The sequence below is a fragment of the Yersinia fenwicki genome (genome assembly GCF_043099325.1).
Lineage (GTDB): Bacteria > Pseudomonadota > Gammaproteobacteria > Enterobacterales > Enterobacteriaceae > Yersinia.
Genome location: NZ_CP170755.1, coordinates 3912932 through 3933496, shown reverse-complemented (window position 1 = coordinate 3933496; position 20565 = coordinate 3912932). Strand labels below are relative to the sequence as shown.

The following is a 20565-nucleotide window of genomic DNA, read 5'->3' as shown; positions in this document are numbered from 1 at the left end:
GCTATTTTAATGTGATATATGTCACGTTAATGACTTTGCAGTTACTTTTAGTTGTGTTTAATTGTGACAGAGATTGTTTGAACGCCACATCATGTCGGTATAATCCCTCACCAATATTATTTTAATACAAATTATTAACAGGATTATCTGCATGCTCATGAGTTTAGTCGGAATGGCAGTACTGATATTAATAGCCGTACTTCTTTCAAGTAATTTTAGGGCGATTAATATCCGCACTGTGGTTGGGGCATTTATTATTCAGGTCGGTATTGGCGCGCTGGTTTTATATGTACCGGTAGGGCGCCGTATTCTGGGTGGTATGTCTCAAGGCGTCGCGAATGTGATTGCTTACGGCAATGACGGGATTTCATTTATGTTTGGCGGTTTGGTTTCCGACAAAATGTTTGAAGTTTTTGGTGGCGGTGGTTTTGTATTTGCCCTGCGAGTCTTGCCCGTCATTGTATTCTTCTCCTCATTAATCGCCGTTTTATATTATATCGGCGTTATGCAACTGGTGATTAAAGTCTTGGGCGGTGGATTGCAAAAACTGTTGAGGACTTCGCGTACTGAATCTCTTTCTGCCACGGCCAATATTTTTGTTGGACAAACTGAAGCCCCATTAGTCGTGCGCCCTTATATTGCCACCATGACCCAATCCGAATTATTTGCGGTAATGTGTGGTGGTTTGGCTTCGGTCGCCGGTTCAGTATTAGCGGGTTATGCGCAAATGGGCGTACCGTTGGAATATCTGATTGCTGCCTCCTTTATGGCCGCACCTGGTGGGTTACTGTTTGCCAAGCTGATGGTGCCAGAGACCGAAAAAACTCGTGATAATGTTGATGCGTCCACACTGATTGCTGAAGATGACCGACCGGCTAATATCATTGATGCTGCTGCGTCTGGCGCGGCGTCGGGTCTACAATTGGCACTGAATGTCGGGGCGATGCTACTGGCCTTTATTGCATTGATTGCATTGCTAAATGGTATTCTGAGTGGCATTGGCGGCTGGTTCGACTATCCGCAACTTTCGATGGAATTGATTCTGGGCTGGGTATTCTCGCCAATTGCGTATTTGATCGGTATTCCGTGGAGCGAGGCGATGGTGGCAGGCTCCTTTATCGGCCAGAAGATCATTGTAAATGAATTCGTAGCATTTATGAATTTCGGTCAGTATCTACAGGCCGAAGAGCTGGTGCGCGCTGCCGGTTTGCAGGTACTGTCTGAACATTCTAAAGCCATTATTTCCTTCGCGTTGTGTGGCTTTGCTAACTTATCCTCAGTCGCCATCTTGTTGGGGGGATTAGGTAGCATGGCCCCTAACCGCCGCCACGATATCGCGCGCTTTGGTTTAAAAGCGGTGGCGGCAGGTACCTTATCGAACTTGATGAGTGCCACCATTGCCGGCTTCTTCCTGGCATTATAATTAGGCTAGCTTGACTTGCCATTTTGGGATTGGGTAGTGCTCGGGACTTGTCACGTACTCTGGTTTATAACGTCAGGTGTACGCTCCAGTCCCTGCGCGCTGCCCGCACCCAAATTGTCTGCGCCGCTGACGCCTAATGATTTTATGGTTCAGGCCCATAATTCTGCGTATTTCTGCCCATAAGCTATCCTTGATGCGAGTGGGCGTTTACTGGCTGAAAGCCATAAATCAGGTTATTTTGTGACTCTAATCACATATAATATCGGGGCGTTACAAGTTACTATTGATTAATGTGAATTTGAACACATCTCATGTACTGATAACGTGTTCAAATAGAGCTATAAGTTAGTGCGGTGAGATGGATCTCAATTGCTACCCATATGGGGCTATCTTCAAGGAACCAAGTCCGCTCGCCAACGTATTGAGCTAGAACTATGCGGCTCATAAATAAATGCTCAGCTTTGGCAAGGTGCCGGGACTGAAATAGTGTTGGAGAGTTTTATGACCGATTTAACCGCCTGCGCTAATCTCAATGATTATGCCAAACGCGCACTGAGTTTAATGGATTTAACCACCCTGAATGACGACGATAAGGTTATTGCTTTGTGTCATCAGGCTAAAAGTCCTGCCGGTAATACCGCGGCAATTTGTATTTATCCTCGCTTTATTCCTATTGCGCGTAAAACATTACGTGAGCAGGGAACACCTGAAATCCGTATTGCAACGGTCACCAATTTCCCTCACGGCAATGATGATATTGGCATCGCGCTGGCTGAAACCCGTGCTGCGATTGCCTATGGTGCTGATGAAGTTGATGTGGTTTTCCCCTATCGTGCCTTAATGGCCGGTAATGATAAAGTCGGTTTTGAATTAGTGAAACAGTGCAAAGAAGCCTGTGCTGAATCCAATGTGTTGCTGAAAGTTATCATTGAAACCGGTGAGTTGAAGCAGGAGCATTTGATTCGTCAAGCCTCTGAGATTGCTATCAACGCTGGGGCTGATTTCATTAAAACCTCCACCGGTAAAGTGCCAGTTAATGCCACGTTGGAAAGTGCCGACATCATGATGCGTACCATTCGTGACCTGGGTGTGGCGAAAACTGTTGGTTTTAAACCGGCGGGGGGGGTGCGCACTGCGGAAGACGCGGCACAATTCCTACAGTTGGCGGATCAATTGATGGGTGAAGGCTGGGCTGATGCTCGCCACTTCCGTTTCGGTGCCTCCAGTCTGTTAGGCAGCTTGTTGACGACTTTGGGTCATCAGAGTAACAGCAACACTACTGGCTACTAATCATTATCTCAGTCATTAAACTGAGCAGATGCACTGCGGGCTATTTTGTCCGCTGTGATGCTTTTATTTCATAAGCAGGGGGATACCTTGTTTCTCGCACAAGAAATTATCCGTAAAAAACGTGACGGCCAGGCACTGAGCGAAGAAGAGATTCGTTTCTTTATTAATGGTATTCGCGATAACGTGGTTTCCGAGGGGCAAATTGCCGCTCTGGCGATGACCATTTATTTCCATGATATGAGTATGCCAGAACGTGTGGCGCTCACTATGGCAATGCGTGATTCTGGCACCGTGCTGAACTGGAAGAGTCTAAATCTTAATGGCCCGATTGTGGACAAGCACTCTACCGGCGGCGTGGGTGATGTGACTTCCTTGATGCTCGGCCCAATGGTAGCGGCCTGCGGCGGCTATGTACCGATGATTTCGGGTCGTGGCTTGGGTCATACCGGCGGAACATTGGACAAACTGGAAGCGATTCCTGGTTTTGATATTTTCCCCGACGACAGTGCCTTTCGCAAAATCATTCAGGACGTCGGCGTTGCTATTATCGGCCAAACTAGCTCCTTGGCTCCGGCGGATAAGCGCTTTTATGCGACCCGCGATATTACCGCTACGGTGGATTCCATTCCGCTGATCACCGCCTCTATTCTGGCTAAAAAGCTGGCTGAAGGGTTGGATGCACTGGTGATGGATGTCAAAGTGGGATCGGGTGCTTTTATGCCGACTTATCAGCTATCTGAGGACTTGGCCAAGGCCATTGTCGGTGTCGCTAATGGTGCGGGTTGTAAAACCACAGCGCTGCTGACTGATATGAATCAGGTATTGGCGTCTAGTGCCGGTAATGCGGTTGAAGTGCGCGAAGCGGTGCGTTTCCTGACTGGCGAATATCGTAACCCGCGTCTGTTGGAAGTGACTATGGCGCTGTGTGTCGAGATGCTGCTATCCGGTGGCTTGGCGCAAGATGACGCCGATGCTCGTGCTAAGCTGCAAGCGGTATTGGATAACGGCAAAGCAGCGGAAATCTTTGGTCGCATGGTCGCTGCGCAAAAAGGCCCGAGCGATTTTGTTGAACGTTATGACAGTTACTTGCCAGCCGCCATGTTAAGCAAACCCGTGTTTGCTGAACGGTCAGGAGTTATCACTGCTATGGATACCCGTGCATTAGGCATGGCCGTAGTTTCCCTTGGCGGTGGTCGCCGTCGGGCAACTGATCCTATTGATTACAGTGTGGGCCTGACCGACATGGCCCTCTTGGGTGCCAGTGTTGATGGTCAGCAGCCATTAGCGGTGATTCATGCCAACAATGAAGATGACTGGCAGCAGGCAGCCGATGCAGTGCGTGCAGCAATCACATTAGGCCAAAAAGCACCGGAAGAAACCCCGGTGGTTTATCGCCGTATTACTGAATAAACGCCATACTTTAAAGGTGTCGCACAGTGTGTGAACCTAGGTAGGAGAAAATGATGAAACGTACATTTATTATGGTATTAGACTCATTTGGTATCGGCGCGAGCGCTGATGCTAACAAGTTTGGCGACGAAGGGGCTGATACTCTGGGCCACATCGCCGAGGCCTGTGCCCGTGGTGAAGCCGATACTGGCCGTAGCGGCCCATTGACACTGCCTAACCTGAGCCGCTTAGGGCTAGGTAAAGCCGCCGAAGAGTCTACCGGTAAATTCCCTGTAGGGCTGGATAAGAATGCAGACATCATTGGTGCTTATGGGTATGCCAGTGAGTTATCTTCCGGTAAAGACACCCCATCGGGTCACTGGGAAATTGCCGGTGTACCGGTGTTGTTCGACTGGGGCTATTTCAGTGATGTGGAGAATAGTTTCCCACAGGAATTGCTGGATAAACTGGTTAAACGCGCTAATTTGCCGGGCTATTTGGGTAATTGCCACTCTTCAGGAACCGTGATTCTTGATCAGCTCGGCGAAGAGCACATGAAAACCGGCAAACCGATTTTCTACACCTCGGCGGACTCCGTGTTCCAGATTGCCTGTCATGAAGAGACTTTTGGGTTGGATCGCCTGTATGAACTGTGCGAAATCGCTCGCGAAGAGCTCACTGAAGGCGGTTACAATATTGGCCGTGTGATTGCGCGCCCATTCATTGGCGATAAACCAGGTCACTTCCAGCGCACCGGTAATCGCCACGATTTGGCAGTTGAACCGCCTGCACCGACCATGTTGAAAAAACTGGTGGATGAGAAGGGCGGCGAAGTGGTTTCTATCGGTAAAATTGCCGATATCTACGCCCACGTCGGCATTACGCAGAAAGTGAAAGCGACCGGTTTGGATGCGCTGTTTGATGCCACCATTGAAGATATGAAAAAAGCCGGTGATAACACCATAGTTTTCACTAACTTTGTTGATTTTGACTCTTCTTATGGTCATCGTCGCGATGTTGCAGGTTATGCTGCTGCACTGGAATTGTTTGATCGCCGCTTGCCAGAACTGATGGCGCTAGTGAAAGAAGATGACATTCTGATCCTGACCGCTGACCACGGTTGTGACCCAACTTGGCCGGGCACCGACCATACCCGCGAGCATATTCCGGTCTTGGTCTATGGCCCGAAAGTGAAACCGGGTTCACTGGGACACCGTGAGACATTTGCTGATATTGGGCAGACGGTAGCCAAGTATTTCGACCTTTCCCCAATGGATTACGGTAAGAATATGCTGTAAGGCCTAAGCTGAGCGTGTCATTTTGGGATTGGGCAGTGCTCGCCCTCCTCGCGTACTCCGGTTTTATAAGGCCAGGTGTACGCTCCGGGGGCTGTGCGCTGGCCACGCCTAAAATTTCGGCGTTCATCTACGTTTCCGATTATTTAAAAATCTGAATTGTATAAGGCGCAGCAAAAGTCAGCATAGTTCAGTTATATAAATTTTAATTCTCTGATTTTTAAGGAAAGTGATTATGGCAACGCCACATATTAATGCTGAAATGGGTGATTTCGCTGACGTTGTATTGATGCCAGGGGATCCGCTGCGTGCGAAGTTTATCGCAGAAACCTTCCTGAAAGATGTGAAGCAAGTAAATGATGTGCGTGGCATGTTGGGTTTCACCGGCACCTATAAAGGGCGCAAAATTTCAGTAATGGGCCATGGCATGGGGATCCCTTCTTGCTCCATTTACGCGAAAGAGTTGATCACTGATTTTGGCGTGAAGAAAATCATCCGCGTGGGTTCCTGTGGTGCAGTTCGTGCCGACGTTAAACTGCGCGATGTGGTTATCGGCATGGGCGCTTGTACTGATTCCAAAGTGAACCGTCTGCGTTTTAAAGACCACGACTATGCGGCGATTGCTGATTTCGATATGACGCGCAATGCGGTTGATGCGGCAAAAGCGAAGGGGCTGAATGTCCGTGTGGGCAACATCTTCTCTGCAGATCTGTTCTATACGCCAGATCCACAAATGTTTGATGTGATGGAAAAATACGGCATTTTGGGTGTGGAAATGGAAGCGGCGGGTATCTACGGTGTCGCTGCTGAATTCGGTGCGAAAGCCCTGACTATCTGCACCGTGTCTGACCATATCCGTACCGGTGAACAAACCACCGCCGCTGAACGCCAAACCACTTTCAACGATATGATTGAGATTGCATTGGAATCTGTGTTGCTGGGTGATAAAGAGTAATTTCGTACTGTGTTTCCTATTCAGCGGCAGAATTCTCTGCCGCTGAAGCTGATTCTAGTTGTCATCCGGTTTCTTGTCTGTCTCAGGCGTATCCTCTTCACTCTCATCTTCTTTGACTGGCTTATTGGCGGTCAGTAGATAAGGTGATTGCTGCCAGCGGCTCCGGCGACCTTGCAGTAAGGTTCGAGCCAGAATAATACCGACAGCCAGCGCTACCAGTATCATTAGCCGCAGTAAATTAGTGGTATTATCCACTTGCTTGGATTCTGTGGCGAGTACGTGGGTGTCGAGTGTCATGCGCAGAAACCCGGTTGGCCCGCTTTTACCGGGGATCAATTCAACAATCTGGTGATTAAAATAACTGCCAGGGCGTTTCCCATCCAAAGCCAGTCTGTCTCGCACTTTGACATTCTCTCCGGCGTTGGCAACCAACGTGCCGTCAATCTGATATACACTGGCATCCAATATGCGACTGGATTGCGTCAACTGCTGAAGAATCGCATCGACTTTCTGGCTATCAATATCATCATCACCGGTATCCATGATGGGTGACAGGCTGAAGGTGACTTGTTTCGCCAAGGTTTTCGCCAGTTCTTCAACCTGTTCCGAGCGAGCGAGTTGATGACTGAGGCTGAAATAGGATGCACCCTGCATAAGTAATACCAATAATGCAAGGCAAATCAATACAATAGCGGTGCGATGTAAGCGGAATTTTAATTTAGCCTTGGCCATGCAGGTTCCTTGCACTAATCAGTGACTTTATGTTGCCAGAAGCCAGGGCGATAGGATAGCTTGATGCGTCCTTTTGTCTGCCTTTACCCCGTTTTCTACAGGAGTCATTCATGTCTAATAGTCTGACCTATTGCGATCTTCCCGCGGAGATCTATCAATGGCCGGGTCTACCACTTTCGCTCAGTGGCGATGAAGTTATGCCGCTGGATTATCGGGCTGGTCATACGGGTTGGCTGTTGTACGGCAGAAAACTGGATAAAAAACGTATTACTGATTTTCAACGCCAGTTGGGCGCGGCAATGGTAATTGTCTCCGCCTGGTGTGTGGAAGATTATCAAGTTATCCGTCTGGCTGGCAGCTTGACTCCGCGAATTAAAACACTGGCCGATGAAAGCGGGCTGGATGTAGCTCCGTTAGGGACGATCCCACATCTGCGTACGCCGGGCTTGTTAGTGATGGATATGGATTCCACGGCTATCCAAATCGAATGTATTGATGAGATTGCCAAATTGGCGGGGGTTGGTGAAGAGGTGGCGGCAGTCACTGAGCGCGCCATGCAAGGCGAATTGGATTTCTCCGCCAGTTTGCGCCAGCGCGTGGCAACCCTGAAAGGGGCCGATGCCAATATCCTCAAACAAGTGCGTGATGAATTACCCTTGATGCCAGGGTTGATCAGTTTAGTGCGCAAACTTCAAGCGCTGGATTGGCATGTGGCGATTGCTTCCGGCGGTTTTACCTATTATGCCGAATATCTGCGTGACAAATTGCGGCTGGTTGAAGTGGCAGCTAATGAGCTTGAAATCAAAGACGGCAAACTGACCGGAAAAGTGCTGGGGCCGATTGTCGATGCACAATACAAGGCTGATACGCTGCTCAAACTGGCTGAAAGACTGAATATCCCGGTGGCGCAAACTGTAGCAATCGGCGATGGTGCTAATGACCTGAAAATGATGCAGGCAGCAGGGCTGGGCCTGGCTTTCCACGCTAAACCTAAAGTTTATGCTAAGGCAAAAGTGGCTATCCGCCACGGCGATTTGCTGAGTGTGCTTTGTATTTTGACCGGCAGTCTGAAACACGAAGAGAGGTGAAAGGTGGCTAAAGCACCAAAACGAGCATTTGTGTGTAATGAATGTGGAGCTGATTACCCGCGCTGGCAGGGGCAATGCAGTGCTTGTAATGCCTGGAATACCATTACCGAGATTCGGTTGGCGGCCGCGACATCATCGACCCGTAATGAACGTTTTGGCGGCTATGCCGGTGATGCTGGCGTCAGCCGTGTTCAGAAATTATCCGATATAAGTTTGGAAGAATTACCGCGCTTTTCAACCGGTTTCCTTGAGTTTGATCGGGTGCTGGGCGGCGGTGTGGTGCCGGGCAGTGCCATTCTCATCGGTGGTAACCCCGGAGCGGGGAAAAGTACCCTGCTGTTGCAAACGCTCTGTAAATTGTCTGAAAACATGAAAACCCTGTATGTCACCGGCGAAGAGTCACTGCAGCAGGTCGCGATGCGCGCGCATCGTTTGGGATTACCCACTGCGGGTCTGAACATGCTGTCTGAAACCAGTATTGAGCAGATTTGCCTGATTGCCGAACAAGAACAGCCTCGGTTGATGGTCATTGACTCAATCCAGGTGATGCACATGGCGGATATTCAATCGTCGCCAGGCAGTGTGGCGCAAGTACGTGAAACCGCCGCTTATCTCACTCGTTTTGCCAAAACCCGTGGCGTTGCCATCGTGATGGTGGGACATGTGACCAAAGATGGTTCGCTGGCGGGGCCGAAAGTATTGGAACACTGCATCGACTGCTCGGTGATGCTCGATGGCGACGGCGACTCACGTTTTCGTACTTTGCGTAGCCACAAAAACCGCTTTGGGGCCGTCAATGAGTTGGGCGTATTTGCCATGACCGAACAGGGTCTGCGCGAGGTCAGTAACCCGTCGGCGATTTTCCTGAGCCGCGGTGATGAAGTGACTGCGGGCAGTTCAGTGATGGTGGTATGGGAAGGGACGCGTCCATTATTGGTTGAGATTCAGGCGCTGGTGGATCACTCGATGATGTCGAATCCGCGTCGGGTGGCGGTCGGGCTGGAGCAAAATCGGTTGGCAATTTTGCTAGCTGTGTTGCACCGTCACGGTGGTTTGCAGATGTCGGATCAGGACGTGTTCGTCAATGTGGTCGGTGGGGTGAAAGTGACAGAAACCAGTGCTGATCTGGCCTTGCTGATGTCGCTGGTTTCCAGTTTGCGTGACCGTCCACTGCCACAGGATTTAGTGGTGTTTGGTGAGGTCGGTCTAGCGGGTGAAATTCGCCCGGTGCCCAGTGGTCAGGAACGTATCTCCGAGGCGGCCAAGCACGGGTTTAAACGGGCTATCGTGCCCTATGCCAATATGCCAAAGAAACCCCTGCCTAATATGCAGGTTTTCGGGGTCAAAAAACTGGCCGATGCACTGGCGGTGTTAGAAGATTTGTAGCACCTCATTTAGTCGTGTTCATCGCGCAGCATACTGTGTTATTTTTGTTTAGTGCGCTAAACAAGGAGGCGGTATGCTGCAGTTCGACTATCTCAAAACAGCGATTAAGCAAAAAGGCTGTACCTTACAGCAAGTGGCAGATGCCAGCGGCATGACCAAAGGTTATTTAAGCCAGTTACTCAATGATAAAATCAAAAGTCCCAGTGCACAAAAGCTAGAGGCCCTGCACCGTTATCTCGAGCTGGAGTTTCCGCGCCGTGAGAAAAAAGTCGGTGTGGTGTTTGGTAAATTTTACCCACTGCATACCGGCCATATCTATCTCATTCAACGTGCTTGTAGTCAGGTCGACGAACTGCACATTATCCTTTGTTACGATGAACCACGCGATTTGGAGCTGTTTGAGAACAGTTCAATGTCACAGCAGCCGACTGTCAGCGACCGCTTGCGCTGGTTACTGCAAACCTTTAAGTATCAGAAAAATATTCATATTCATTCATTTGATGAAAATGGCATTGAACCCTATCCACATGGTTGGGATGTCTGGAGCCGTGGGGTCAAAAAGTTCATGAATGAGAAGGGGATAGTGCCGAATTTCATCTACTCCAGTGAAAGCCAGGATGCGCCACATTATCGCGAACAATTTGGTATCGAAACTATCTTGATCGACCCAGAACGCTCCTTTATGAATATCAGTGGTCGCCAGATCCGCCGCGATCCTTTCCGCTACTGGGATTATATTCCGACCGAAGTGAAGCCATTTTTTGTCCGTACCGTGGCGATACTGGGCGGCGAATCAAGCGGGAAATCCACCTTGGTCAATAAGTTAGCTAATATCTTCAACACTACCAGCGCGTGGGAATATGGCCGCGACTATGTTTTCTCCCACTTGGGTGGCGATGAAATGGCGCTGCAATATTCCGATTATGACAAGATTGCATTGGGGCAAGCGCAATACGTTGATTTTGCGGTTAAATATGCCAATAAAGTTGCCTTTATCGATACCGACTTTGTCACCACGCAGGCCTTTTGTAAAAAATATGAAGGGCGCGAGCATCCATTTGTTCAGGCGCTGATTGATGAATATCGCTTTGATCTGGTTATTTTGCTAGAAAACAACACGCCGTGGGTGGCTGATGGTTTGCGCAGTCTGGGCAGTGATCGTGACCGCAAATCGTTCCAAAATTTACTGGAACAGATGTTGCGCAGCAACAATATTGAATACGTCCATGTTGAGTCGGCAGACTACGACGAGCGCTTCTTGCGCTGTGTCGAACTGGTGCAACAGTTATTAGCCGCAGATTTGCAAAGATTGTCCCGCCCTTCAGTATTGGCTGAAGCGCGGGAAGGATAATCTTAGTAAGCAATCACTATCTTGCCCTGCATATGCCCGCCTGCGACTTGCGCGTGGGCAGCTTTCAGGTTTTCTACTGTCAGGCCATGCAGCGTTTCGCTCAGAGTACCTTGCAGTTTGCCCTCATCAACTAACTGGCCCACCTGCTTTAAAATCTCCCCTTGCTGAGCGATGTCCGGCGTAGAGAACATGCTACGAGTGAACATAAACTCCCAATGCAGGGCGGCGCTTTTCAGTTTCAACTGATTCTGATCCAGCGGTTTTTCGTTCTCTACAATGGTGCAGATTTGCCCCAGCGGGGCGATCAGCTCGCTAATCGCAGGCCAGTGACCATCGGTGTCATTCAAGCAAAGAATATAATCAACTTTATCGATACCTTCTTTTGCTAACTGCGCTTTTAGGTCACGGTAATCCACAGTCAGGTCGGCACCGCGTTCAATACACCAGGTGGCTGATTCCGGGCGTGATGCTGTCGCAATCACTTTAACTGGACTGCGCAAGGCGGCTAGCGGGATAGCCAAAGAACCCACACCACCGGCACCGCCAATAATGAGCAAAGTTTGATCCGCACTAGCCTGCTGAATTTTCAGGTGTTCGAATAGCGCTTCCCACGCAGTGATGGCGGTTAATGGCAGCGCAGCGGCTTGAGCCCAGTTAAATGAGCGCGGCTTATGGGCGGCAATGCGGGCATCGACCAATTGCTGAGTTGCGTTGCTGCCGGGACGAGTGATATCGCCGGCATACCACACTTCATCACCGGCACGGAAATCGGTCACTTTCTCACCAACACTGACAACCACACCGGCGGCATCCCAGCCCAGAATACGCGGTTGTTGCAAGCCATTCTTTTTCAGACCGCCATGTACCTTGGTATCCACCGGATTGATAGATGCAGCTTTGACTTCGACCAGCAAATCAAATGGGCCCGGTGCGAGAGAATCCAGGACGATTTCAATAAAATCATTGAGTTGTTGTGGGTTTACAGCAATAGCTTTAATTGACATGGTGATGTTCCTGCTCCTGTTTAGCCTATTCACTGAGTCTAGACCTATCTGATGAGAGTGATAAGATGGACAATCACTAATGCAGTGTTCGTCTGAGATAAACAATCATGTTTAAGTCATTCAATTATGTTTAAACCTCTCAATTATGTTTAAACAACTACAAGATATGGCGCTGTTCGCCCGGGTGGCAGAATGCGGCAGCTTTACCCGTGCAGCTGACATGGTGGGTTTGCCAAAATCCAGTGTTAGCCAGCGGATCAGTCAGTTAGAGCAAAGTTTGGGGATTCGCTTACTCAACAGAACCACTCGTCAACTGAACCTGACTTTCGCTGGTGAGCGCTATCTGGTGCATTGTCAGGAGATGTTGCAAGCGGCCGATCGCGCGGATATAGCACTGCAACGCCTAAAGGATAACCCCAGCGGTCGTCTGCGCATTTCGACACCCGCAGGTCTGGGGGCCACTTTGTTGGCGCGGCTGGCGACAGATTTTCAGCGGCAATACCCCGATGTTCTGCTGGAAGTTTTGGTGTCGGATAGTATGGTGGATTTGGTCGAGGATGGCTTTGATGTGGCGCTGCGCACCGGCAAGCCGCAGGATTCCTCGTTGATTGGCCGACGATTAGGATACGCGCCGCGTTATCTGCTGGCATCACCTGCATATCTGGCACAGCATCCCCCATTGCTCCACCCACGTCAGCTCGATACCCACCGCTGTATTGCTCATCGTGCCTGGCAAGCTCTGATTTTACGCCATGAAGACGAGTTTTTTCGCTGGCAGGTTCCCGCGTTGCATGTTACCGATAATCTGCTGTATGCCCGTGAATGTGCGCTCAATGGTGGGGGGATTACGTTATTACCTGCATTTTTAAGCCGTGAAGTGGTCGCAAACCGGCAGTTGATTGAAGTTTTGCCACACTGGCAGGCCGAGGGTAATGAATTGTATTTGGTCTATCCAAGCCGCAAGTTGAATTCTCCGGCACTCAGTTGCTTTATTGATGTGGTGATGGGACATCCGGTATTTGAGGATTATATGCAGGGGCTGGAAATACCAAGATGAGCCGGTTAGGCATTAAAAAGGCCTGCAATCGCAGGCCTTTAGTCGAAATAAAGTTTAAAAACGACTTTTATTAACTACTTAGTCATTTTCTTATACTTGATACGATGTGGTTCCAGTGCTTCGGCACCCAGAGTGCGTTTTTTCCACTCTTCGTATTCAGTAAAGTTACCTTCGAAGAATTCCACTTTACCTTCATCTTGATAATCGATGATATGGGTAGCAATTCGGTCAAGGAACCAACGGTCATGGGAAATAACCATGGCACAACCTGGGAATTCCAGTAAGGCGTTTTCCAGTGCGCGCAGGGTTTCGATGTCCAGATCGTTGGTCGGTTCATCGAGCAGCAACATGTTGCCGCCAACCTGTAGCAATTTGGCCAGATGGATACGGCCGCGCTCACCACCGGACAGTTCACCCACTCGTTTGCCCTGATCAATACCTTTAAAGTTAAATCGACCAACATAGGCACGACTTGGAATTTCAAAGTTACCAATTTTCATGATGTCCTGGCCGCCGGAGACTTCTTCCCAGACGGTTTTACTGTCATCCATGTTGTCACGGAACTGATCAACCGAGGCCAACAGTACGGTATCACCGAGTGAAATGGTACCGGAATCGGGTTGTTCCTGACCAGATAACATGCGGAATAGGGTCGATTTACCCGCGCCGTTCGGCCCGATAATCCCGACTATCGCGCCTTTTGGCAGCGCAAAGGTCAAGTCGTCAATCAGCACACGATCGCCATAAGATTTGCTCAGATGCTCAACTTCCAGCACTTTGTCACCTAAGCGTGGGCCTGGTGGGATGAACAACTCACTGGTTTCATTACGTTTTTGATATTCAACGCTGTTGAGTTCTTCAAAGCGAGCCAGACGTGCTTTACCTTTCGCCTGACGGCCTTTCGGATTCTGACGAACCCACTCCAGCTCTTTCTCAATAGATTTGCGACGTGCGGCTTCAGAAGAAGCTTCTAGCGCCAGACGGGCATCTTTTTGCTCCAGCCATGAGGAGTAGTTACCTTCCCATGGAATACCCTCACCACGGTCAAGTTCCAGAATCCAACCCGCAACGTTATCAAGGAAGTAACGGTCATGGGTGATGGCGACGACTGTGCCTTCGTAATCATGCAGGAATCGCTCCAGCCAAGCCACGGATTCAGCATCCAGGTGGTTGGTCGGTTCATCCAGCAACAGCATGTCTGGTTTTTCTAACAGCAGGCGGCAGATAGCCACGCGGCGGCGTTCACCACCGGACAGGTTGGCAATTTTGGCATCCCAAGGCGGCAGACGCAGAGCATCCGCAGCACGTTCTAACTGGTTATCCAGATTATGTCCATCATGGGATTGGATAATGGCTTCCAGCTCACCTTGTTCTTTTGCTAATTTATCGAAATCAGCATCAGGATCGGCATAAAGTGCATAAACTTCATCTAAACGGGTCAGGGCGCGTTTAACTTCACCGACGGCTTCTTCAACCGACTCACGCACTGTTTGTTCAAGATTCAGTTTTGGTTCCTGTGGTAGGTAACCGATTTTGATGCCAGGTTGTGGACGAGCTTCGCCTTCAATATCGGTATCAATGCCTGCCATAATGCGCAGCAGGGTAGATTTACCGGAGCCGTTGAGGCCCAGCACACCAATTTTTGCCCCAGGGAAGAAACTCAGGGAGATGTTTTTCAGAATATGTCGTTTCGGCGGAACTACTTTACCGACACGATGCATAGAATAGACGTATTGAGCCACGTTGCCTCAGCCTCTCTAGATCAGTTTTTATTAGGATATCTGGTGCGGAGTGTAGCCCGTTTTACTATACCCGTCATCTTTCAAGTCTCCGGTGTGTTGGCTGCTCTCGTTATTCTGCCCATTCATGGGCTTCACTTGTTCAAGGCCGCTGCAAGCAGTGATTTAAGGCGCGGTGACGATTATTGCCACGCGACGGTTTTCCGCCCGACCTTTGGCTGTGCGGTTATCTGCCACCGGCTCTAGCTTACCGCGGCCACGAACCTCAATATTGGTACGCGGAATGCCGATTGCTGCCAGAGCATCCGCAACCGCAGAAGCTCGTTGGAAAGATAATTGCTGATTGTAGCCATCTTCTCCCATACCGTCGGTATGTCCATCAATCCGCATATGGTTAATCCCGACATTGTGTAAAGCACGACCAATGTTTTGAACAGTCTGCACGCCCGATGCGTTTAATATCCTGACTTCACTGTCGAATAATACTTTATTTGCTAGCCCAAACTCCCAGCCATTATCAGTTAATTTAAACCCTTGCTCTTGGAGTGCGGCAATTTGTTCAGGGGTCAGTCCTTGTTGTGGCTTGGCCTGACAGCCGACTAATATCAACAAACAAAGAGCAAAAAAGCTGATCCAAAGGGGATTTTTCTGACGATTATTTTTTAAAACCAACATGTCACCTGCCCTAAATTTTCTATGTGTGTACTCGTCATACTTCAAGCTCCATGTGCGTTGGCTGCTCTCGAACACCCGAATCATTGATTGTCATCAACTCTTCGGGATTGACTCAATTGCCGCCTTCCTGCAACTCGATTTATTTAGAGTATGTACTTTCTGGATGAATATAGTCCGACGAATGCATGATGCCTTGTTCACGTAACCGGAAACCTTTCTTTGCCTGATACATCGCTTCATCTGCCCGTTGTAATAATTCATCCGGCGTTTGTGCATGATCAGGATAAATAGCAATCCCAATACTGAGTGAAGTGATAATTTCACTGCCATCAGGCAGCGTTATGGGCTGTGCCATGCTTTTTATAATATTGTCAGCAATGATGAGTACATCATCAGTGTTATAAATGGGTGCTAATAAGATGGCGAATTCATCACCGCCCAAGCGAGCCACTAAATCACTTTCGCGTAATAAGGCGCGCAGACGATCGGCAATGGTAGTCAGCACCACATCGCCAGCAGCATGGCCATAGTTATCATTGATTTCTTTAAAGCGGTCGCCATCGAGGAATAAGACCGCAACGTGTTCGTTGGTCTTACAATCACTGAGTGTTCGGCTTAAACGGCCTTCAAAATAAGCGCGGTTTGCCAAACCCGTTAGACTGTCGTGGGCCGCGCGGTGTGCCAGGGAATCATTTTCCTGAGTGAGGTGCTTCTGCCATACTTCAAGTTCCTCTAGCAAGCCATTGAAGTCGTGACTCAACTCATTCAGTTCGGCAATTTTTGCTGATGGAACACGCTGACCAAAGCTGCGATTGCGCCTGACATTATGCGCAACTTCGGTAATACGATTCAGTGAGCCGATGATGCCAAAGAGCATCCGGCGGGACAAAAATATCGCCACCAGGGTACTAAGAATAAGGCAGACAAAGAGGCCCGCTAACCCCTGCAACAGAAAACGCAGCAGGCTGCCACCATGACCGACAATCACTATTTTGCCGATTTCATTACCAGAGTGAATAATGGGGAGTACCACCGGTTCAGGTAGCGCCCAGCGGGCGACATTTTGCTCCATTTGATGCATGGGGCCGTCGTCAGGCAATGCCCATTCTGCAACCACCCGGCCTTTAACATCCATGATCTTCGCTTCGGCGACTTCTTCATTAGCAGCAATCATCGACAGCGCTTCATTCGCCACCATTGTATCGCCGAAAACAACAGCAGCTTCAGTGGTATAACTGATTGAACGGGCGATCAAATGCAGGTTGTGGTCAGCGTAAACCCGCAAGGCAAACAGAGCGACTACTGTCAGGAAAATACCGGCTGTCGCCACTGATACCAGCGCCACAATTAAATGTATTCTGCCCAGAACCCGGCCAAGTGTCGGTAGCTTTTGGGGATGAGTTTGATTCTTTATCTGCTCAGCAGATTTATTTTTTATAGAACTCATAATGCGTTAGCCTTTTTACGGGCAAGTTGCAACACATTGGGATGAACTCGTATCCCAGCGCGTGCTAATGCATCCATATTGACTTTGAACGAGGCTTGCTTATCTTCCAGTAACAGACAAAATGCGCTGCCCACAGTGCATTCGTCATAATCTTCGCTGATGGTCAGAACCGGCTGCCCAGTAAGTTGAGTCGCCAGTTCCTGACGCTGTTGTTCCCCCAAGCGGCCGAGATAAACCACATCACAGTTGCTAGCCAGCGAAGCGTCGGGTAGGGAATAACGTTGGGTTTTTATTGGATGTGCAGTTTGCATGAATGCTGGATTAAAGAGTTCTTCTGCATAGTTTGTCGGGGCAATAACACACAAACGGATGACTGGCGGTGGGGCTGGCCAGCGCGAATAACTGATAATGCCCAACACCATTTTTGTCGCAGCGTCGCTACGTTCATGAATAAGTTCTTCACTTAAGTTATTTGCGGCCATCGAGGGCCATGAGGTGAATAAAATGAAGAAAAGTAATAATGTGAAGACGCAGGTCAGACGGCAGATACGCGGTGGCGTAAATAGCTTAGGCCGATAATGATATTTTTCATCATTGACGCCATTAATTGCGCAAGGTGCAATATTCATTTTTGCGCTTCCTGTTGGCGACATGGCTCACATGTTAATGGCGGTATCGAATAATAAATCGCCGCTAATCTATTATAAGAATTAATTGGCGTATTAATAGTCATGGTATCGGCAATATAGGATTTATCTTAAATTCTCTTTGCGATATATAAAAAAAGCCCGGCAGAATCGCCGGGCTTGAAGGGGAGCACTGATTGATATCAGACTGAATTCGATGCGCGTTTGAAGCGCCCGATGATCCATTTTTCGACTTCTACAATCAAGAAGATGGCGATGGAGACCAACAGCGTGATACCCCAGTAATAAGCGGGTAATGGCTCAGTACCGAAAGCGGTATTCATAAATGGCAGATAGATAATGGCTAACTGCAACAGAATCAGTACACCAGAAACCAACCACAGCCCCTTATTAACAAAGACTTCTTTGTTCAGCGGGAACCTGTCCATCACGCGGCAGTTAAACATGTAAATCCATTGTGCCGTTACCAGGGTTTGCATCAACACGGTGCGGATGAATTCAGTGCTGTAGCCGCGCGGTTCCATGTAGGCTTCCAGTGCAAAGGCGCTGCACGCTATCAAGGTGCCGACAAACGCGATACGCCAAATAGCATGACCATCTAACACGTGTTTTGATGGGTCGCGCGGGTTGCGGCGCATGATGCCTCTTTCTGCCGGTTCAAATGCTAAACCGAATGAAAGCGTGGTGGAGGTTGCCATATTTATCCACAGAATTTGCAATGGCGTCAGTGGAATAACTGCACCTACCAGGATAGCAAAGATGATTAACAATCCTTGTGCCAGGTTGGTCGGCAAGACAAACAGAATGGTTTTCTTCAGGTTATCGTAGACACGGCGGCCTTCTTCAACCGCGTGAGCAATGGTGGCGAAGTTATCATCTGATAGCACCATATCGGCGGCTTCTTTTGTCACCTCGGTGCCTTTGATGCCCATGGCGATCCCAACATCTGCTTGTTTCAGTGCCGGTGCATCGTTAACGCCATCGCCGGTCATTCCTACGATTTCGCCTTTCTCTTGTAGTGCTTTTACCAGACGCAGTTTGTGTTCTGGGCTGGTACGGGCAAAAATATCATAACGAACAGCGGCTTCAGCCAGTTCCTTATCATCCATATGCTCTAACTGGCCGCCGGTAATGGAGTCTTGGCCATTACCTATACCCAGCATGGCACCAATCGCCATCGCGGTTTCCTGATGGTCGCCAGTTATCATCTTCACGCGAATGCCAGCCTGTTGGCAGGTAGCAATGGCGTCAATAGCTTCGGGCCGTGGTGGGTCCATCATCCCGGCGATGCCGACGAATATCATACCTTGCTGGATATCGCTGTGCCCTAACTCGCTGACCATCTGTTCCGTTGGACGATAGGCCGCCGCTAACATGCGCAGGCCCTGCTTGGTGTAGCGCGTCATCTCTGCATCCCAGTAATCACGGCGGAAGGGAATGACGCCCTTATCCGTCAGTTCTTGCTGGCAGAAGGTAAACAGCACATCTGGCGCGCCGGTCAGGAAGATACAGCTTTCGGACTCAACCTGATGGCTGGTGGCCATATATTTATAGGCAGAATCGAAAGGAATTTTGCCGTGTTGACTCACCTGACCCAGCTCAATACCTGACTTGGCCGCTAAGACTTTCAATGCGCCTTCGGTTGGGCCGCCGACGATAGTCCAATGGCCTTGGTCGTTCTTTTGAATCTGGCTGTCATTACATAAATTCACCGCAGTGATAAATGTTTTTAACGGCCCTTCCAGCACGGCTTGCTGCTCGCTGCCTTCTGGATAAATGTTACCTACGGGCTCATAGCTTTCACCGGTGACCCGGTAGCAATTATCGGCCAGAATCACCGCTTTGACGGTCATTTCGTTCATCGTCAAGGTGCCGGTTTTATCAGAACAGACGACGGTCATGGCACCCAGAGTTTCTACCGTTGGCAGCTTGCGAATAATCGCGCGGTTACGCGCCATTGCTTGCACACCCAAGGACAGAATAATCGAAATAATCGCCGGTAACCCTTCAGGCACCGAGGCTACCGCCAGGCTTATTAGCGCTAGCAACAGCTCATTGACCGGCAGGTCGCGCAGAATAAAGGCGAAGACGAATAAGAATGCCATCATCACCAGAATCAGGATGAAAATTGCTTTGCCCAAGCGGTCCATCTGTTGCAACAGGGGGGTACGAGTGGCTTCAACCGCTGACATCATCTGGTTGATATGGCCCAGCTCAGTATTACCACCACTGGCAATTACCACCCCTTTCGCGGTACCGGCACTGATAGTCGTGCCCGAAAACAGCAGGTTTTTACGATCACCAATCACTGATTCGTTTTCAATGACTTCAATTTGCTTTTCAACAACGGTTGATTCGCCCGTCAGGATAGCTTCTTCAATTTGGAGATTATGGGCTTCGAGTAAGCGCAAGTCAGCCGGGATCTTATCCCCCGGTTTCAATGTGACGATATCACCCGGCACCAAATCTTGTGCATCAATGGTTTTTGCATTGCCATCACGAATGACCACCGCTTTACTGGAGAGCATGTTTTGGATGCTTTTCAGTGATTTCTCGGCTTTATTTTCCTGAACATAACCAATTAATGCGTTAATGACGGCGACACAAAGAATGATAATGGTATCGACAGAGTGGCCCATAAGGCCTTTGACTAACGCAGCAGCTAATAAGATGTAAATTAGGACGTCATTAAAATGAGCGAGAAATTGTAGCAGGGGGTGCTTACTTTTTTTGGCAGGTAGCGCGTTAGGGCCGTATTGTTTAAGGCGTTCTTCAGCTTCTTGTTGGCTTAACCCTTCTTCGCGGCTTTTTAACTGCTGCAAAGATTCTTCCACAGTAAGTTGATACCAAGCCTGGCCTTCTGGCGGTGGCGAGGCGGGTTTGGGATTTGATGAGTTTTGCATTGAAAGAACCTTCTTAAAAATTAAAAATTGAAAATCTGAAATCTATCCGTTTTTCATCTCATTACCGTCGAGGCTAACGGCGCAGGGCAGTGAATACTCTTCCATGAAAAGATCCTGCTCCTTAATTATTTGATTTTTATTAAAAGACAAAAAATTATTCTGAATGATATGTTTACAACAATTA

Annotated in this window: 16 protein-coding genes; 9 read left to right on the top strand and 7 right to left on the bottom strand. The window is 49.1% G+C overall.

Annotation, left to right across the window (positions count from 1 at the left end; genetic code table 11):
* Window positions 1–151: 151 nt before the first annotated feature.
* From ACF3VQ_RS17810 to deoD, 5 genes are all read left to right on the top strand, one after another.
* On the top strand, window positions 152–1423 hold the full coding sequence (locus ACF3VQ_RS17810) for a NupC/NupG family nucleoside CNT transporter (RefSeq protein WP_392432374.1): 1272 nt from the start codon (window positions 152–154) through the stop codon (window positions 1421–1423).
* Window positions 1424–1924: 501 nt separating this feature from the next.
* Window positions 1925–2713, top strand: a complete 789-nt coding sequence (gene deoC / locus ACF3VQ_RS17805; protein WP_392432373.1) for a deoxyribose-phosphate aldolase — start codon at window positions 1925–1927, stop codon at window positions 2711–2713.
* Between the two features lie 87 nt (window positions 2714–2800).
* Complete coding sequence (deoA, locus tag ACF3VQ_RS17800; protein WP_392432372.1) at window positions 2801–4123, top strand: thymidine phosphorylase; 1323 nt, start codon at window positions 2801–2803, stop codon at window positions 4121–4123.
* Between the two features lie 53 nt (window positions 4124–4176).
* Window positions 4177–5400 carry a phosphopentomutase gene (deoB, locus tag ACF3VQ_RS17795; RefSeq protein ID WP_392435673.1) on the top strand — a complete coding sequence of 408 codons (1224 nt, stop codon included), beginning with the start codon at window positions 4177–4179 and terminating at the stop codon, window positions 5398–5400.
* A gap of 232 nt (window positions 5401–5632) precedes the next feature.
* On the top strand, window positions 5633–6352 hold the full coding sequence (gene deoD / locus ACF3VQ_RS17790; protein ID WP_050075812.1) for a purine-nucleoside phosphorylase: 720 nt from the start codon (window positions 5633–5635) through the stop codon (window positions 6350–6352).
* 54 nt (window positions 6353–6406) lie between these two features.
* Here the strand turns inward: deoD and ACF3VQ_RS17785 are convergent, their stop codons facing one another.
* Complete coding sequence (locus tag ACF3VQ_RS17785) at window positions 6407–7084, bottom strand: YtjB family periplasmic protein (RefSeq protein WP_392432371.1); 678 nt, start codon at window positions 7082–7084, stop codon at window positions 6407–6409.
* 110 nt (window positions 7085–7194) lie between these two features.
* Here ACF3VQ_RS17785 and serB point away from each other — a divergent pair, with 110 nt between their 5' ends.
* From serB to nadR, 3 genes are all read left to right on the top strand, one after another.
* Entirely contained in the window at window positions 7195–8172 is a 978-nt protein-coding gene (gene serB, locus ACF3VQ_RS17780; RefSeq protein ID WP_392432370.1) for a phosphoserine phosphatase, read from the top strand.
* A gap of 3 nt (window positions 8173–8175) precedes the next feature.
* On the top strand, window positions 8176–9558 hold the full coding sequence (gene radA, locus ACF3VQ_RS17775) for a DNA repair protein RadA (RefSeq protein ID WP_019080578.1): 1383 nt from the start codon (window positions 8176–8178) through the stop codon (window positions 9556–9558).
* A gap of 73 nt (window positions 9559–9631) precedes the next feature.
* Window positions 9632–10909 carry a multifunctional transcriptional regulator/nicotinamide-nucleotide adenylyltransferase/ribosylnicotinamide kinase NadR gene (nadR, locus tag ACF3VQ_RS17770; RefSeq protein ID WP_392432369.1) on the top strand — a complete coding sequence of 426 codons (1278 nt, stop codon included), beginning with the start codon at window positions 9632–9634 and terminating at the stop codon, window positions 10907–10909.
* Between the two features lie 2 nt (window positions 10910–10911).
* On the opposite strand, the gene ACF3VQ_RS17765 is transcribed toward nadR, so the two are convergent.
* The gene (locus ACF3VQ_RS17765) at window positions 10912–11913 is read right to left on the bottom strand and encodes a zinc-binding alcohol dehydrogenase family protein (protein WP_392432368.1); all 1002 of its coding nucleotides are present in this window, start codon (window positions 11911–11913) and stop codon (window positions 10912–10914) included.
* Between the two features lie 145 nt (window positions 11914–12058).
* Between ACF3VQ_RS17765 and ACF3VQ_RS17760 the strand changes: the two genes are divergently transcribed.
* Complete coding sequence (locus ACF3VQ_RS17760; RefSeq protein WP_392432367.1) at window positions 12059–12970, top strand: LysR family transcriptional regulator; 912 nt, start codon at window positions 12059–12061, stop codon at window positions 12968–12970.
* Between the two features lie 74 nt (window positions 12971–13044).
* On the opposite strand, the gene ettA is transcribed toward ACF3VQ_RS17760, so the two are convergent.
* The 5 genes from ettA to ACF3VQ_RS17735 all read right to left on the bottom strand — a co-directional run bounded on the left by ettA (window position 13045) and on the right by ACF3VQ_RS17735 (window position 20381).
* Window positions 13045–14712 carry an energy-dependent translational throttle protein EttA gene (gene ettA, locus ACF3VQ_RS17755; RefSeq protein WP_077174264.1) on the bottom strand — a complete coding sequence of 556 codons (1668 nt, stop codon included), beginning with the start codon at window positions 14710–14712 and terminating at the stop codon, window positions 13045–13047.
* A gap of 162 nt (window positions 14713–14874) precedes the next feature.
* Window positions 14875–15384, bottom strand: a complete 510-nt coding sequence (locus ACF3VQ_RS17750) for an OmpA family protein (protein ID WP_392432366.1) — start codon at window positions 15382–15384, stop codon at window positions 14875–14877.
* A gap of 139 nt (window positions 15385–15523) precedes the next feature.
* Complete coding sequence (locus tag ACF3VQ_RS17745; RefSeq protein WP_392432365.1) at window positions 15524–16831, bottom strand: diguanylate cyclase domain-containing protein; 1308 nt, start codon at window positions 16829–16831, stop codon at window positions 15524–15526.
* On the bottom strand, window positions 16828–17460 hold the full coding sequence (locus tag ACF3VQ_RS17740) for a YfiR family protein (RefSeq protein WP_392432364.1): 633 nt from the start codon (window positions 17458–17460) through the stop codon (window positions 16828–16830). The genes ACF3VQ_RS17745 and ACF3VQ_RS17740 overlap by 4 nt, the downstream gene beginning before the upstream one ends.
* Before the next feature lie 200 nt (window positions 17461–17660).
* Window positions 17661–20381, bottom strand: a complete 2721-nt coding sequence (locus ACF3VQ_RS17735; RefSeq protein ID WP_392432363.1) for a cation-transporting P-type ATPase — start codon at window positions 20379–20381, stop codon at window positions 17661–17663.
* Window positions 20382–20565 lie beyond the last annotated feature (184 nt).

Excerpts from the sequence above, each read along its gene's own strand:
- ACF3VQ_RS17735 (WP_392432363.1), bottom strand. The coding sequence starts at position 20,381 with ATGCAAAACTCATCAAATCCCAAACCCGCCTCGCCACCGCCAGAAGGC.
- deoC (WP_392432373.1), top strand. The coding sequence starts at position 1,925 with ATGACCGATTTAACCGCCTGCGCTAATCTCAATGATTATGCCAAACGC.
- deoB (WP_392435673.1), top strand. The coding sequence starts at position 4,177 with ATGAAACGTACATTTATTATGGTATTAGACTCATTTGGTATCGGCGCG.
- ACF3VQ_RS17750 (WP_392432366.1), bottom strand. The coding sequence starts at position 15,384 with ATGTTGGTTTTAAAAAATAATCGTCAGAAAAATCCCCTTTGGATCAGC.
- ACF3VQ_RS17765 (WP_392432368.1), bottom strand. The coding sequence starts at position 11,913 with ATGTCAATTAAAGCTATTGCTGTAAACCCACAACAACTCAATGATTTT.
- serB (WP_392432370.1), top strand. The coding sequence starts at position 7,195 with ATGTCTAATAGTCTGACCTATTGCGATCTTCCCGCGGAGATCTATCAA.
- ACF3VQ_RS17760 (WP_392432367.1), top strand. The coding sequence starts at position 12,059 with ATGTTTAAACAACTACAAGATATGGCGCTGTTCGCCCGGGTGGCAGAA.
- ACF3VQ_RS17785 (WP_392432371.1), bottom strand. The coding sequence starts at position 7,084 with ATGGCCAAGGCTAAATTAAAATTCCGCTTACATCGCACCGCTATTGTA.
- ACF3VQ_RS17745 (WP_392432365.1), bottom strand. The coding sequence starts at position 16,831 with ATGAGTTCTATAAAAAATAAATCTGCTGAGCAGATAAAGAATCAAACT.
- deoD (WP_050075812.1), top strand. The coding sequence starts at position 5,633 with ATGGCAACGCCACATATTAATGCTGAAATGGGTGATTTCGCTGACGTT.
- nadR (WP_392432369.1), top strand. The coding sequence starts at position 9,632 with ATGCTGCAGTTCGACTATCTCAAAACAGCGATTAAGCAAAAAGGCTGT.
- ACF3VQ_RS17810 (WP_392432374.1), top strand. The coding sequence starts at position 152 with ATGCTCATGAGTTTAGTCGGAATGGCAGTACTGATATTAATAGCCGTA.
- ACF3VQ_RS17740 (WP_392432364.1), bottom strand. The coding sequence starts at position 17,460 with ATGAATATTGCACCTTGCGCAATTAATGGCGTCAATGATGAAAAATAT.